We start from the raw sequence: 14,991 nt of genomic DNA on the forward strand, positions 1-14,991 counted from the left end.
GCCGATGATGGGCCTGCGATGATATGGCGGCTCAACCATCCGCCTTGCGGAGACGCACGAGCTCCGCGGCGACCGCCGGCAGCAGATCACCCACCGTCTGGCCGGGACGGGTCCGGAACAGCCGCATCGACGGAAACCACGGCCTGACCCCGGTGCCGAGCGCCGTCCAATCCCCCGCGCTCGCCAGCCGCCAGACCGGCCTTCCCAACCCCGCCGCCAGCTCGCCGGTGGAGGTCGCCGGAGCGATCACCAGATCCAGGGCTGACATCAGCGCCGCCGCGCCGTCGAGATCGTCGCGCAGGTCGAGATCGGCAAAGGCATGCGGCGCCCGGCCGAAGAGGTCGGATGCCACCGCCAATTCCGCCCGGCACTCGCCATATTGCAGGTTGACCGGTATGATGCCGGGCAGGGTCAGCACCGGCCCCCAATCCTCGATCCGGGTGTAATTGGACACGCGGTCGGGATCGAGTTGGCCGCTGCGCCAAGCGATGCCGATCCGCAGGCCCTCCCCTGGACCGGTCGCCAAATCCGCAAGACGCCGGCGCCAACCAGCCACCGCCACCGGGTCGGCACGCAAGGCCGGCTCGACCTGCGCGAAGGCCGACAGCGACGTGCCCAGATGGCGCGACAGCGATCCGATGGCGATATGGCAATCCACGTCGCCGCAAGACGCGTCGGGCGAGACCGGCCGCGCCCGCACCGTCGTTCCCGGGAAGGAGCGGGAGAACAGCGGCACGAAACGCGGGTCGCATTCCACCACGATGTGGGCGGCGACACCGTCGGCCCGGCGGATCAGCTCCGGCAAGCGCTGGGCGAACATCAGCTCGTCGCCGATCCCCTGCTCCCGCCAGACCAGAAGGCGCTTTCCGGAGAGGTCCCGGCCGTCCCAGAGGGGCACGCCGGGACGGCGGGCCGCCGCGATCAGGTCGCGCGTCTCGAACCGACGGTCATAGCGCTCCCAGCCCCGCGCCAGTCTGCCGGCGACGAGATCCAGAATCCCGCCATTGAAGCCGGCCGCCGCATGGCCCGGCTCCACCACCAGGGCGCGCCGGCACCACAGAGCCGCCGCGATGTCATCGCCCATTTCACGCAACAGACGACCACGGTTCGCCATGCCGTCGGCCAATGCGGGGGAGAGCGCCAGAGCAAGCCGCCCTGCCCGCTCCGCGGCGCCCAGCCGTCCCAGACGCCGCAACACCAACGACAGGTTGACCCAGCCCGCCTCCAGGGCCGGCGCCCGGCGAAGAGCCTGCGCATGCGCCCGCTCCGCCTCGTCCCAGCGGCCCAATCGGGCCAGGGCGACGCCGAGATTGTCATGGGCCTCCGCCAGATCGGGGTCGGCGGCGATCGCCAACCGGTGGAGCCGCGCCGCCGCCGCGCTGCGGTCCAGCGTTTCAAGGGCATTGCCGAGATTGGTCAGCGCCGCTGCATTGCCGGGTTGCAGCGCCAGGGCGGTCCGGAAGCTCACCGCCGCCTGGTCGGCACGTCCAAGCGTCAGACGTACAGTCCCCAGGCTGACATGCGCCGTCCCATAATCCGGTGCCGCCGCGACCGCCGCCGCGATGCGCGGCTCCCCTCGCTCCGGCGCTCCCGACTGGTGGGCCAGCAGGCCGGACAGGTGCAACGCCACCGGATCACGTGGACGGCTGGCCAATACCCGCTCATAGAGCGAGGCCGCCAGGTCCGCCGCCCCCGCGCGATGGGCGGCGACAGCCTGTTCCAGCAGCATGTCGGGGGCGGTAGCGGGCTCCGGCTCCGGATCGGGCGTTTCGCCATCGCCCGACCGAACCGGCCGTGGTCCCCTTCCCCGTGGCGAAGTCCTGACGCGCAGTTCGGTGGCCATGGCGCCGATCGTCGCCTCGAGCCCCTGTCCGGGGTTCGGCTGGAACAGGCGCATGGTGGGGAACCAGGGACGCGTGCCGGTGCCGAGCTGCGTCCAGTCCCGGCTGCCGAAGCGCCAGACCGCCACGCCCAGCGCCCCGGCCAGTTCGCCCGCCGACATCGCCGGCGAGATCACCAGATCCAGGTTCGATGTCAGCGCCGCCGCCCCGTCGAAATCATCCTTCAGGTTCAGGTCGGTCCAGCGGTGGATGGTCACGCCGAAGCGCGCCTCCGCCGCCCGCAGCTCGGCCTCGCAATCGCCATACTGGAGATTGACCAGCACGAGGCCGGGAACGGCGAACAGCGGCCCCCAATGCTCAAGCATGACATAGGACGCCCTGCGCTCGGCCGTCATGATCTGGCTGCGCCAGCCGATGCCGACCCTCAAGCCCGGCCCCAGCGCCGCCAGCCTTTCGCCCCAGCGCGCCACCAGCGCCGGGTCCGGCACCAGCCAGGACGGCCGTTCCGGAAAGCGCTTCAGGTCGGCACGCAGCAGGCGCGGCAGGCTGCCTGCTGCGATCTGCACATCGGCATCACGCGGGTCGGCGCTCTCCGGCCGGACATCGGCAGTGGGAAAAGAGCGCGCGAACAGCCGCACCAGCCGGCGGTCGCATTCGATCACCAGCCGTCCTGCGCGCCGCATCGCCTCGTCGTAACAGGAGGCGAACAGGATCTCGTCGCCCACTCCCTGCTCACGCCAAACCAGCAGGCGTCGCCCGGCGATGTTCTCGCCACGCCAGGCCCGCATGGCCAGCCGGCGCCGCTGCCCCTGGAACTGCGGTGTCGCGAACCGCCATTCATGGTCCGTCCAGCCGCCCCGCAGGACGCCGGTCTTCAGCAATAACAGCGAACGGTTGTAATGGGCCTGCGGGTGCTTGGGATCGGCCTCCAGCGCCGCATCGAATGCGGCCAGAGCCTCCTCGGCCCGCCCGTGCCGATCCAGCAGATGGGCCAGGTTGGCGTGGGCATCGGCCAGGGACGGGTTCTGGCCGATGGCGGTCCGGTGGCAGGTTTCCGCCTCCGCGACCCTGCCCAGCGCTTCCACGGCGTTGCCACGGTTGGTCCAGGCGACGGCAAGAGCCGGGTCGCACCGGATCGCGCGGGTCAGCACATGCTCGGCCTCGGCGAACCGGTCCGTTTTGTGGAGAGCCGCGCCGAGATTGCTGTGGATTTCGGCCAGGCCCGGCGCCAGGCAGACCGCGACGCGATGCCCCTCCACCGCATCCTCCGGGCTGGCGGCCAGCTCGGCGCGATGCCCATGGGCGGGCACCAGATCGGGGGTCAGGCGCAACGCATGGGTGACGGCGGAACGGGCCGCCCCGTCATGTCCCATGCGGCGCAGCAGCGCGGTCCGGTTGACCCAATGGCCGGCGCCGTCGGGTTGCGCGACGACACAGGCCCGCGAAGCGCGCTCCGCCGCATCGAACTGGCCCAGCCCCTGCTGAACCTCGCAAAGAGCCGCAGGGGCGGAAGCATTGGTCGGATCGGCGGCGGCGGCGCGGACCAGCAGCGCCCGCGCCTCCTCCAGGGAGCCGCTCCGCTTCGCCAGAACGCCGGCCAGATGCAGGGCGACCGGGTGCTCCGGCGCCATATTGAGCACCTGTCGCACCAGCGACGCCGCTTCATCCATCCGGCCGCCACGGTAAAGGGTGACGGCCTCCGCCATCGTCCGGTTGATGTCGATTGCCGGTTCCTGAGACGCCACGGGAACGGAAACAGGCGCGGAACGGTTGGAAGCTCCCATCTTTTTCAGATCCTTGGCCATGCGGGCAAGCATGGTTTCCAGCCCCTCTCCGGGGTTCGGCTGGAACAGGCGCATGGTGGGGAACCAGGGGCGCACACCGGTGCCGAGCTGCGTCCAGTCCCGGCCGCCGAAGCGCCAGACCGCCACGCCCAGCGCCCCGGCCAGCTCGCCCGCCGACATCGCCGGCGAGATCACCAGATCCAGGTTCGATGTCAGCGCCGCAGCCCCGTCGAAGTCATCCTTCAGGTTCAGGTCGGCCCAGCGGTGGATGGTCACGCCGAAGCGCGCCTCCGCCGCCCGCAGCTCGGCCTCGCAATCGCCATACTGGAGATTGACCAGCACGAGGCCGGGAACGGCGAACAGCGGCCCCCAATGCTCCAGCATGACGTAGGCCGCCTTGCGCTCGGCCGTCATCATCTGGCTGCGCCAGCCGATGCCGACCCTCAAGCCCGGCCCCAGCGCCGCCAGCCTTTCGCCCCAGCGCGCCACCAGCGCCGGGTCCGGCACCAGCCAGGGACCCTGGGGCTCGAAGGCCGACAGGCTGCCGCGCAGAAGTCCCGGCAGGTCGCCGGCCGGAACATGGGCATCGATGTCCGACGGCAGGATGGTTTCATCCCCTGTCGCGCTGAACGACTCCGCCCGGACGGTCGCCTGGGGAAAGGATCGGCGGAACAGCGGCACCAGACGCTCGTCGCATTCGATCACCACATGGTTCGCAAGCCTCATCAAGGACGGATAGCAGGAGGCGAACAGGATCTCGTCGCCCACCCCCTGCTCGCGCCAGACCAGCAGGCGGAGGGCCGCGGACGGCTCGCCACGCCATAATGGGACGGGGATTCTGCGGTTCACATAACCTTTGGCCCGGAAGCGCCAGCGATACCCTTCCCAGCCGCCCGCCAGATCGCCGAGAGTGAGCCGCAGCATACCGCGGTTGAGGTGTGCCGTGCCAAGTGCCGGATTGATCGACAGGGCAAGCGCCATCAAAGGCTCGGCGGCCTCGTGATCCTGGCGGTACTGCCAGAGCAACAGGCCCAGATTGCCTGCCGCCTCGGCGTTGCGGCCATCGATCGCCAGCGCGCGCCGGTGGGCCGCCTCCGCCTCGTCGATGCGGCCGAGTGTCTGGAGGACAAGCCCATGGCCCGTGAGACTGGCCGGACTCTCGGCATCGATCGCCAAGGCCCGCCGTGACATCCGCAGAGCTCCGGCAGGATCGTCCCGATCAAGCAAAAGACCGGCGAGATTGGCATAGACCTCGACATTCCCGGGGTCCGCCGCCGCCGACCGGCGATAGAGGAATTCGCCACGCTCGGTCTCCCGCTTCGCGATATGGATGCCGGCCAGATTGATCAGGGCCTTGCCATAGTCGGGACGCAGGCGCAGAGCGCGCCGGTACCACCGCGCCGGCCGTTCCAGATCGCTTTCAAGATCGTGGCGGTCTTCAAGAGAGGTGCCGTGGTTGTTCACCACCAGGGCGTCATCGGGGCTGAGCGCCATCGCCCGACGCAACACCGGAGCAGCAGCCGCGACGGCGCCGAGTTCAAGCAGGGCGACGCCCAGATTGTTGCAGGCGCCCTGCGACAACGGCTCGCGGTCCAAGGCAAGCCTGTACTGCACCGCCGCCGCCTGGAGACGCCCCATGGCTTGCAAGGCGGTTCCAAAGGCGAAGCGCAGCTTCGCATCGCCGCCATGGGCTGCGACCGCCGGAGCCAGGATATCGCAGGCCGCCCCATGATCACCCTGGGCGTTCAGCAACACCCCCAGTTCAAGCGACAATTCCTGATCGACCGGTGCCCCCTCCAGCGCACGGCGCAGGCAGGCCTCGGCATCCGGATGGCCCAGCCCGCGCAGACAGATCGCGAGATGACGCCAGGCGGTGGAATGGGAAGGATCGGCCTTCACAACCATATAGAAGGCGTTGGCGGCGGGAGCGATCCGGCCCATCTCCCGCTGCAGGATGCCATAGTTGAAGCGGGCCGTAAGGTTGTCGGGGTTCATGGTCAGGGCACGGACATAGGCCTCTTCCGCTTCTTCCCGCCGGCCGAGGCGCTGGAGCACCGTGGCCCGGTTGCCATACGCCTCGACATAGCGGTCGTTCTGCCGGATCGCGACCGAATAGGCGGCAAGCGCCTCGTCCAGCATCCCCAGATCGGCCAGCACGTTGCCAAGGCTGTTGTAAGCCGACGGAAACCGGGGTTGCAGCGCCAGCGCCGCGCCCAGACTGGACAGAGCCTCCAAGGTCCGCCCGGTCTGATGGGCGATCATGCCCGACAGGTGCAACGCGTCGGCATTCGCCGGATCGTCCACCAGAATCCGGCGATAAAGCGCCAACGCCTCGGCGAACCGGCCGGCCTGGTGCAGCGGCAACGCGGTGTCGAGCAGATCGACGGCTGTCACGGCATCCGGTCGCCCGTCTGGGTGTCGTCCTCTTCGCCAGTATTGGCGCCGCCGTCGGCCTTGAACAGTTTCCGGCAAAGCTTGAGCGCGCGGTAGTAGTTGCGGCCTTCGACCAGGCGGGCGATCTCGTCCAGAGTCTTGGCGGCGTCGGGTCGCGCCTCGCGCGTTTCGTCCAGTATGGAAGCGAAACGTTGCAGATTCAGGTTTGAATCTTCCGGAAAGATATAGACGAGCTGAATCACGAAATAGAGTTTCTTCTCGATGCTGTCGATCTGCTCTTCCTTCAGCACCTCGCGTCCCCGCAGGAAATTCGCGGTGTTGTAGAGGAAGAACGAGCCCGGACGGTCACCGGCACCGATGACCGCACCGTTGATGATGACCTTCTCGTTGGGGCGAAGCACGAACTTGAGTGGCATGAGCGAGGAACCCGGGGCTTGCGGGCCGACGCCGCCCGGCCTTTGCCGGCCCGGTCCGGCCCAAAAAAGAAACGGGCGGCGGCCTGATGCCGCCGCCCGCCGGGCGTGATCCTACCCGAACTTGCCGTCCGAACTCTACGCCTTAGAACAGGCGCAGGATCGACTGCTGCGACTGGTTGGCGAGCGAGAGGGCGATGGTGCCCAACTGCTGCCGGGTCTGGAGCATCAGCAGGCTGGCGCCTTCCTCGTTCTGGTCGGCCAGCGTCAGCTTGCTGGCGCCTTCGGTCAGCACGTCGCTGAACTCCTTGGTGAAGTTTTCGCGGGTCGTGATGACGTTCAGGTTGGTCGACAGCGACTGCGAGGCCGAGCGGATCGTCGCCTTGGCGTTATCCAGGCCGGCGACCGCCTTGTCGATGTCGGCGCGGTCGGTCCAGTTGTTCTGCGCCTCGTCGAGCTTCAGACCCTGACCGCTGGTGGTCAGGTTCACCGCGTTGACCGTGATCGAGTTGGTGTTCGTCTCGTTCAGCTGGACGGTGATGTCGTTCTTCGAGTTGGCGTCGGAGATCTGCTTGGTGACGATGTTGGCCGAGCAGTTGTGCGAGGCCGCCTGCTTGATCGTCTTGGCATCGACATCCAGGTGGACGGTGCCGCTGTCGAAGGCGAAGGCCTGGTCGCCGTTCGCCAGCTTGCCGTCACCCTGGTCGCTCATGCCATCGCGGGTGACCTGGGCGCCGTTGGAGTTGGTGACCTGGATCTGGACGTTGGTCTTCTTTTCGATGGTCGAAACGCCGTTGCCCTGGTTGTTCGCCGCCTCCAACAGACGACGGTCGACCGTGAAGGAGACGATCGTGCCGGAGGAGAAGCTTTCCGAGATCTTCTTGGTCAGCGCGTTGGTGGTGCCGGTGGTCAGCGTGAAGTCGCGCACCACGCCGGACGTCGTGGCGCCGGTCAGGGTGATGGTGCCGCTGGTGCCGACCGTGGCGGAGGCGACGTCCTTGCCGTTCAGGCGGCCGGTGCCGCTGCTGATGGCGGTGGCGATCGAGGCCTTCAGCTGGGTCGCCACGTTCTTGGCGGCGTTCTGGCCGGTGGCGACGTCGCCGCTGGTGGCGGTGTAGCTGAAGGTCTGGCCTTCGACCGTGACGGTGAAGATGTCGCCTTCCTCGACGGTGCCGCCGACATTCACCGTGGAAACCTGGGCCGAACCCGACTTGGCGGGCGACACCAGATTGCTCGACATCGTCTGGCTGTTGTCGAAGTAGGAGATGGTGCGGCTTTCGCTGCCATCCGACACGATGAAGTCGCGGGTCCGGCCGTTGGCGCCGCGCACCTCGATCTGGACGTTGGAGAAGTTGCCGAGCGTGCTCGACATCGTGCCCGACAGCTTCAGGCCGGTCAGGCCATGGGCGTTCTGGGCGTCATTGATGTCCTGGGTCCTGCCACTGACGGCACCGTCGCCCTTGATGCGGATCGAGTAGGTGTCCGGCGCCTGCACATTGGTGACGCGGGCGTTGTCGACACCGACGATGGTGTTGACGGCGGCGCGCGACGCGCTGGTGCTGTCCATGCTGAGGCCGTTGCCGGCGATCAGGTTCTTGCCGCCGTAATTGCTGTCCGCGGCCAGCTTGTCGATCTGGCCGCGCAGCGTGTTGAACTGGCTGGCGAGAGACTTGCGGGTGGCGATGGAGGCGGCATCGTTGCCGAGCGCCGCGTAGGCGGCGGTGGTCAGACCCTTGGCCTGGTCGACCATGGAATCGATCGCGGTCAGGCCCTTGTCTGCGGCCTGGATCGTGCTGATCGACTGGCCCATCGCGTCCTTCAGCGACGACAGGTCGCCGGCGCGCTGGTTCAGGCCCTTGGCCGAGAAGAAGGCGGTCGGACCGTCGAGGGCGGTGTTGACCTTGTTGCCCGTCGACAGGATGTTCTGCTTCTTGCTGATCTGTTCCTGCGTGCTTTGCAGTTGCAGCAGGTTGGTCCGCATGGACGCGGACAGGGTAACGTTGCCAGCCATGATAGCCACTCCTTTGGAGGATCAATGTCCGGTGGCGCGCCGCTTTCGGGGTGCCGGGATCCGGAAGGGGACTAATTCCCCCGCCAAAGGGATAGGCAAGAAGCGGGCCAGCTCAAATTTGCCGGGTTTCCTTGGCAATCGGTGCCCATGGGCAGGAAAGGGATCGGCAAATTTTGCCGGCCTGCCGGCAATTTCTGCCGGTCAGGGGGCAGGGCTTGCCGATGAGGCAGATTCTGCCGGGCAGTTCCTGCCGGGCAGAACGGTCGTTTCGCAGATGGACAGCGGCCCGATCACCAGCGCCGCGCTGCCCCAGGACCAGCCGACGCCGAAGCCCGACAGCAGCAGCCGGCGGGGACCGGCGGCCAGCCGGTCCGGCAGCGCGGCGGCGAGCGCCAGCGGGATCGAGGCCGAGCTGGTGTTGCCGACCTCGCGCAGGGCGATGATGTTGCGGTCGGCCGCAACCCCCAGCTTCTGGCCGAGATGGCGGATCATCTGGGCGTTGGCCTGGTGGAGGACGAGATGGTCGACCATGCCCGTCGTCCAGCCGGCAGCGTCCAGCACGGCGCGGACGCTGCCCGGCACCTCGCGCAAAGTGAAAGCGAAGACCTGGGTTCCGTCCATGAACAGGCGCGCCGGCCGGCCGGGATGGCGCATCGCCCCACCTTCGGCCGCCAGATAGGGGGCGCCGGCGCCATCGCTGCCCAGGTCGAAAACCATCGGCGCGGCCGTGTCGTCCAACTCCAGCGCGATCGCCGCGGCACCGTCGCCGAACAGCGGGGCGACGGCGCGGTCCTCCGGATCGACCAGCTTCGAGGTGGTGTCCCCGACCAGCAGCAGAGCCCGCCGCCCGGCCGCCTTCAGAAGTCCGGCGGCGGTCCATAATCCATAAATGAACCCCGAACAGCCATGGGTCAGGTCGAGCACCGCCGCCCCCTTGCGCAACCCCAGGCGCCGGTGCAGCAGCGACGCGGTGCCGGGCAGCGTGTGGTCATGGGTCTGGGTCACCAGAACCAGAAGGTCGACGCTGTCCGGATCCCAGCCCAACCCGTCGAGCAGCCGGCCGGCGGCGGCGGCGGCGAGGTCGCTGGTGCATTGGCCGGGGGAAACGATCCGCCGTTCCTCGATCCCGGTGGCGGCGGCGACCTTGCGGGCGGCCTCCTCGCCGAAGCGGCGGGCGAGATCCCCGATCGTCTCGCGCCCCTCCGGCACACAGCCGACGACGCCGCGCACACCCACCCCGTCGATCCGGCTGGCGACCATTTCCGCCTCCCCTGTTCCCATGCGGCCTCAGCAGGTGATGCCGCCGTCCACCGTAAGGGTCTGACCCGTGATGAAGCCGCCGCCATCGCCAAGCAGAAAACGGACCAGCGGCACCACGTCGGCCGCGGCGCCGAGCCGGCCGAGCGGCGTGCGGCGCACGATCTGGTCGCGCTGCCCCTCGGACAGGCTGCCCGACATTTCGGTGTCGAGATAGCCCGGCGCCACCGAATTGACGGTGATCGCCCGCCGGCCGACCTCGCGCGCCAGCGCCCGCGTCAGCCCGTCGAGCCCGGCCTTCGACGCCGAATAGGCGGCGAGCCCGACATAGCCGCGCTGGCCGATGATGGAGGAGATGTTGACGATGCGCCCCCCCTTGGCGCCGGCCCCCCGCGCCACCAGCTTGGCGCGCAGGAAGGCGCGGGCGGCCTGGAGCGCGCCGGTCAGGTTGGTCTCGATCACCGCCTCGGCATCCACCTCCGGGAAGGTGGCCAGCACGCCTTCGCGGGCGATGCCGGCATTGTTGACCAGCCCCCACAGCGGCGCGTCGCCGCTCCAGGCGAGGGCGGCGTCGAAGAAGGCCCGCACCTCGCCGCCGTCGCCGATCCGGCAGGAATGCCAGAACAGGTCGGGACCGGCGAGGCGCTCCAACGCCTCGGACGGCGAGCGGCTACAGGTCGATACCCGGTAGCCGTCGGCAAGCAGAGCCTCGACCAGCGCGAGGCCGAGGCCGCGGCTGCCGCCGGTGACGATGACGTGTCGCTTTGATCGGACGGCGGCCGTCGCGGTCATGATGCCCCCTTTCGGCTCTTCTTGCCCGCGGCGCTCAGCGGGATATGGTCGGTGAAGGTCAGGGCGCGCGGCCGGCCGGCCGGAGGCAGATCGGCGGTGGCGCCCCGCAGGGCAACGCGCAGGACCGCCTCGTCGGCACCAGGGGCCGGCACGATGGTGGCGGTCAGCAGATGGCCGGTGATCGGGCTCGGCACGGCGACGACCGCGGCATCGGCCACCCCCTCCACCGCCAGCAGGCGGCGCTCCACCGCTTCCGGCGACACCTTGACCCCGCCGACATTCACCAGACCGTCGAGCCGTCCGGCGAACAGCACCCGGTCGCCCCGGCGCTCCACCAGATCGCCGGTGGACAGCCAGCCCTCCAGATCGACCGTGCCCGCCGCCGCGCGCGGGCTGCGCACCTCCAGAACGCCGTCGGCGATCCGCAGCGCCAGCCCGTCCGGGGCCTCCTCCAGCCAGGCCGCCGGAAAGCCGGCCCTGCCATCGGCGACGGCGAACAACGCGCCGGCTTCGGTCGAGGCGTAGATATGGCGCAGGCGGGCGGCGGGAAAGCGTTCCGCCAACCGGTCGAGAAGCGGCTGGTCGACGGCCTCGCCCCCCAGCGTCACCGCGGCCAGCGGCAAGTCCGCCCCGCCCAGCGCCATCAGGAAGGCGCGCCAGAAGCTGGGCGTGCCGCTGACATGGGTCACCGCATGACGGCGGGCCGCCTGCGCAAGTGCCGCGACGATGCCGGCGCTGCCGCCGGAGCCCCCGGCGGAACTCCCGGCGGAACTCCCGGCGGGTACGGCGACCAGCAGCGCCCCGGCCGCGGCGGCGGTGAGCATCACCTGAAGGCCGGCGAAGGCGCCGGGATCATAGGTCAGCAGCCAGCGCGCGCCCTCCCCCGCCACGCCGCGCAGCCGGCCGCGCAGGCGGGCGAAGTCGTGGCGCAGGCGCTTGGGCCTGCCGGTGGTGCCGGAGCTTTCGAGCGTGATGGAAAAGCCCCGCCCCGGCTTCCAGCCTGCCGTATCCGCCATGCCGCGGGCCAGCAGGATCCCCTGCCCGGTCTCTTGCGCGGCGGCCAGCGCCGCCAGCACGCGGGATGGCCGGTCGGCGCGCAGGACACCGCCCTCCGGCGGCGGAAGGGACGCCAGATCCGCCCAGCCGAAGGACTCCTCCCCCTCGATCAGGCGAAAGGCGGGATGGATCCAGTCTGGGCGGCTGCCACTCATGCCGGAACGGTGTAGAGAGCCGCCAGCTCGCCGACGGTGGTGAATTGGCGGAAGCCCGCGCGGAACGGATCCTGGCCGGTCCGCTGCTCCAGCACCACCAGCAAGGTGGCGAGGTCGAGCGAGTCGATGGGCAGGCCTCCATCCAGGAACCGGCTCTCATCCGTCAGGGGCGGCAGAACCTCCCCCTTGTCGGCGGCGATGCGGCCGAGTTCCTCGGCGATCAGGGCGAAGATGCGATCGGTCATGGTGTGCTCGGCTCAACGGATTGGGCGGCGTCGCAACCGTCCAGAAAGCTCCGGATGGCGGCGGTCACCGGGCTGGCGGCCTCGATGTGCGGCAGATGCCCGGCGGCGTCGAAGATCCGGAAGGGAGCGTCCGGCGGCAGCCGGTCCGGCGGCGGCAACGGGATGATGCGGTCGTCGCGGCCCCACAGAATCTGGATCGGCATCGGATAGGCCCCCCAATCGACCGGCGGTCCGCCGCCGTCGGCATGGGGGGCGAAGGACAGCTCGATGATCCGCTCCAGTCCCGCCCGCCGCGTCAGGTCGGCGCCCTGGGCGTGCAGCACCTCGGCGAAGCGGGGAATCAGCGGCGAGGGGCCGGCGAACAGCCGTTCGGCGCAGGCCCGGCCCTCCGCCACGTCGGCCGGCGCGATCACCCGCCGCAGGAAGGCCAGATCGAAGGGCGTGCCCAGACCGGCGCTGGCCAGCAAGGTCAGGCTCGCCACCCGGTCGGGCGCCAACCGCGCCAGTTCGCGCGCGACATAGCCGCCCATCGAATGGCCGACCAGATGGACCAGGGGCAGTTCCAGCGCGTCGAGGAACTCGATGAGCCAGGGCGCGAAGTCGGTGACCCGTCCGCTGCCGACGTCCGGCGTCGATCCGCCATGGCCCGGCAGGTCGACGGCGATGGCACGCCGGCGGACCGACAGGGCCGACAGGTTGAACTGCCAGGTCAGCCGGTCACCGGCGAAGCCATGCACAAGCAGGACCGGCACCCCGCCGCCGCCAACCGACAGATAGGCGGCCTGCCCGCCCGCGACGGTGGCGACACCGGCGCGCAGGCGGCTGCCCTCGGAGACCGGCCGGGATATGGGCCCGGACATTGGTCTGGGCACCGATCAGGCCGCGACCGGGGCCCCCGCAAGAACCAGCAGGTCGGCGACCGTCTTGGCCTTGGCTAGCTTCTCGCCCTCCACCACCACGCCGGTCTTCTCATCCACCAGGGCGATGAAGCTGATGACCGCCAGCGAGTCCCAGCTCTCCAGCGATTCCAGGGCCTCGTCGCCGGTCAAGGTGCCGGGATCCAGTTCGAGCATCTCGTCAAGAGCGAGAAGGAATTCGTTGCGATCCATAACTTTTCTCCTTGATCGAACCGGCGCGACGTCAGTGCAGCGTCTTTTGCCGGACCGAACGGTTGATGTCCACCCAATCGGGGTGGTCGCGAAGAAGTTTGCAACAATCCTGCCAGCCGAAACCGGGATTTGCCGGCAACAGCGCCTCCAGCAGACGGCGCACCAGTTCGTAATCGGCGGGCTCGTCCACGCACCAGCGCTGGCCCGGCGGATCCACCGCCTCGTCCGGCACCAACGCCACCCCCAACCGGAAACGGTCGGGTCGCCGATAGATGTAGGGGGTGACATGCTCCCGCTCCGCCGGGTCGGTGGCGTTGGCCGCCGCCTCGTCCAGCAGGCGGCGCGGCACGATCTCGGCGTCCAGGCCGCGCGGATAGCGGGTGCTGTCGATCGACAGATGGTCCAGCGGCTGGCCCTGCCGATGGCTGTCGTGAAAGGCGGCGATCAGGCGGCCGACCAGCGCCGGGTCGATCAGCGGGCAATCGGCGGTGACGCGCACCACCAGATCGGCTCCCGCCAGCGCCGCCGCCCCGGCGAAGCGTCCCAGCACGTCCTGCTCGTCGCCGCGGAAAACGGTGACGTCCAGGGCCCGGGCGCAATCGGCGACCGCATCGTCGGCGGCGTTCACCGTCGTCGCCAGCACCACCCCGTCCAGGCCGGGAGTGCGGGACAGCCGCTCCAGATGATGCGCCAGCAACGGGCGGCCGGCGGCCGGCAGCAGCACCTTGCCCGGCAGCCGCGTGGAGGTCATGCGCGCCTGGGAGATCGCTATGATCCTGGGCCTATCCATTCCGCCCCTATCCATTCCGCCCCTCCGATGGGGGAGCCAGCATGTCCCAGGACAGCGGCTCTCCCCGTTTCAGGCGGCGGATGGCGAGGCGGCCGAGCACATCCGGCAGATGTCCGGGGGCCATGCCGAAACCGGGACGGATGGAACGGACATTGGTCGGGCTCAACGACTCGCCCGCCTCGACGTCGGCGACGACATAAAGGGAGCGACGGTAATCGCGCCCGCCGGCCTCGCTGGGTTTCACCGTGTAATCGACCCGGCCCAGGGCGGCGGTGGCCGTGCGGACGGCCGCCGCCATCGCCTTGAACTCCGCCGGTTCCAACGAGAAGGCGCTGTCGACCCCGCCATCGGCGCGCGACAGGGTGAAATGCTTTTCGATCACCGTGGCGCCCAGGGCGGCGGCGGCGACCGGCACGGCGATGCCCTCGCTGTGGTCGGACAGCCCGGCGGCGACGCCGCTGAACATCTCCGCCAGATGCGGAATGGTGCGGAGGTTGCAGTCCTCCGGCGGGGTCGGATAGCCGCTGACGCAATGCAGCAGGGCCAGTGGCACATCGCCGGCCGCGGCCACCGCCGCCTCGATCTCGCCCAGGGTCGCCAGGCCGGTGGAGATGATCAGCGGCTTGCCGGAACGGGCGGCACGGCGGATCAACGGCAGGTCGATCAGTTCGAAGGACGCGATCTTGAAGGCCGGAGCGTCGAGCCCCTCCAGCAGCTCGATGGCGGTCTCGTCGAACGGAGAGCTGAAGATGGTCAGCCCCAGCGACCGCGCCCGTTCGAACAGCGGGGCATGCCACGCCCACGGCGTATGCGCCTCGCGGTAGAGGTCATGCAGGGTGCGCCCAGCCCACAGCCCGCCCTCCAGCCGGAAGCCGGGGCCGTCATGGGCGATGGTGATGGTGTCGGCGGTGTAGGTCTGCAACTTGACGGCGTCGGCCCCCGCCTCCTTCGCCGCGTCCACCAGCGCCAGGGCACGGCCGAGATCGCCATTGTGGTTCCCCGACATCTCGGCGATCAGGTAGGGCGGATGCCCCGGCCCGATCGGGCGGCCGGCGATGGACATCGGCGGACGGCTGGGGAGGTGCGGGGACGTGGCGTTCGACACGGGCGGGCTTTCCAACGGACTGCGGAGGATGGGACCAGT

At 69.6% G+C, this 14,991-nt stretch carries 11 protein-coding genes; all 11 read right to left on the reverse strand.

Annotation, left to right across the window (positions count from 1 at the left end; translation table 11 throughout):
- Positions 1-31: 31 nt before the first annotated feature.
- Positions 32-6,019 carry a tetratricopeptide repeat protein gene (locus AZL_RS18800; RefSeq protein WP_012976071.1) on the reverse strand — a complete coding sequence of 1,996 codons (5,988 nt, stop codon included), beginning with the start codon at positions 6,017-6,019 and terminating at the stop codon, positions 32-34.
- Positions 6,016-6,435 carry a flagellar biosynthesis repressor FlbT gene (locus AZL_RS18805; RefSeq protein WP_012976072.1) on the reverse strand — a complete coding sequence of 140 codons (420 nt, stop codon included), beginning with the start codon at positions 6,433-6,435 and terminating at the stop codon, positions 6,016-6,018. Before AZL_RS18805 ends, AZL_RS18800 begins: the two co-directional genes overlap by 4 nt.
- Positions 6,436-6,577: 142 nt before the next feature.
- A complete protein-coding gene (locus AZL_RS18810) occupies positions 6,578-8,443 on the reverse strand; it encodes a flagellin (RefSeq protein ID WP_042444235.1) in 1,866 nt (621 codons plus the stop codon).
- Between the two features lie 201 nt (positions 8,444-8,644).
- Complete coding sequence (locus AZL_RS18815; protein ID WP_012976074.1) at positions 8,645-9,703, reverse strand: 3-oxoacyl-ACP synthase III family protein; 1,059 nt, start codon at positions 9,701-9,703, stop codon at positions 8,645-8,647.
- A gap of 27 nt (positions 9,704-9,730) precedes the next feature.
- Positions 9,731-10,492, reverse strand: coding sequence for an SDR family NAD(P)-dependent oxidoreductase (locus AZL_RS18820; RefSeq protein WP_012976075.1), 762 nt, complete (start codon positions 10,490-10,492; stop codon positions 9,731-9,733).
- Entirely contained in the window at positions 10,489-11,703 is a 1,215-nt protein-coding gene (locus tag AZL_RS18825; RefSeq protein ID WP_012976076.1) for an AMP-binding protein, read from the reverse strand. The genes AZL_RS18820 and AZL_RS18825 overlap by 4 nt, the downstream gene beginning before the upstream one ends.
- Complete coding sequence (locus tag AZL_RS18830) at positions 11,700-11,948, reverse strand: phosphopantetheine-binding protein (protein ID WP_012976077.1); 249 nt, start codon at positions 11,946-11,948, stop codon at positions 11,700-11,702. The genes AZL_RS18825 and AZL_RS18830 overlap by 4 nt, the downstream gene beginning before the upstream one ends.
- On the reverse strand, positions 11,945-12,808 hold the full coding sequence (locus AZL_RS18835; RefSeq protein WP_042444237.1) for an alpha/beta fold hydrolase: 864 nt from the start codon (positions 12,806-12,808) through the stop codon (positions 11,945-11,947). The genes AZL_RS18830 and AZL_RS18835 overlap by 4 nt, the downstream gene beginning before the upstream one ends.
- 15 nt (positions 12,809-12,823) lie before the next feature.
- Positions 12,824-13,057 carry a phosphopantetheine-binding protein gene (locus AZL_RS18840; RefSeq protein WP_012976079.1) on the reverse strand — a complete coding sequence of 78 codons (234 nt, stop codon included), beginning with the start codon at positions 13,055-13,057 and terminating at the stop codon, positions 12,824-12,826.
- A gap of 31 nt (positions 13,058-13,088) precedes the next feature.
- A complete protein-coding gene (locus AZL_RS18845; protein WP_148219491.1) occupies positions 13,089-13,847 on the reverse strand; it encodes a cytidylyltransferase domain-containing protein in 759 nt (252 codons plus the stop codon).
- 7 nt (positions 13,848-13,854) lie between these two features.
- Positions 13,855-14,910, reverse strand: a complete 1,056-nt coding sequence (pseI, locus tag AZL_RS18850; protein WP_012976081.1) for a pseudaminic acid synthase — start codon at positions 14,908-14,910, stop codon at positions 13,855-13,857.
- Between the last annotated feature and the right edge of the window lie 81 nt (positions 14,911-14,991).

Source organism: Azospirillum sp. B510 (assembly GCF_000010725.1).
Taxonomy (GTDB): Bacteria; Pseudomonadota; Alphaproteobacteria; order Azospirillales; family Azospirillaceae; genus Azospirillum; species Azospirillum lipoferum_B.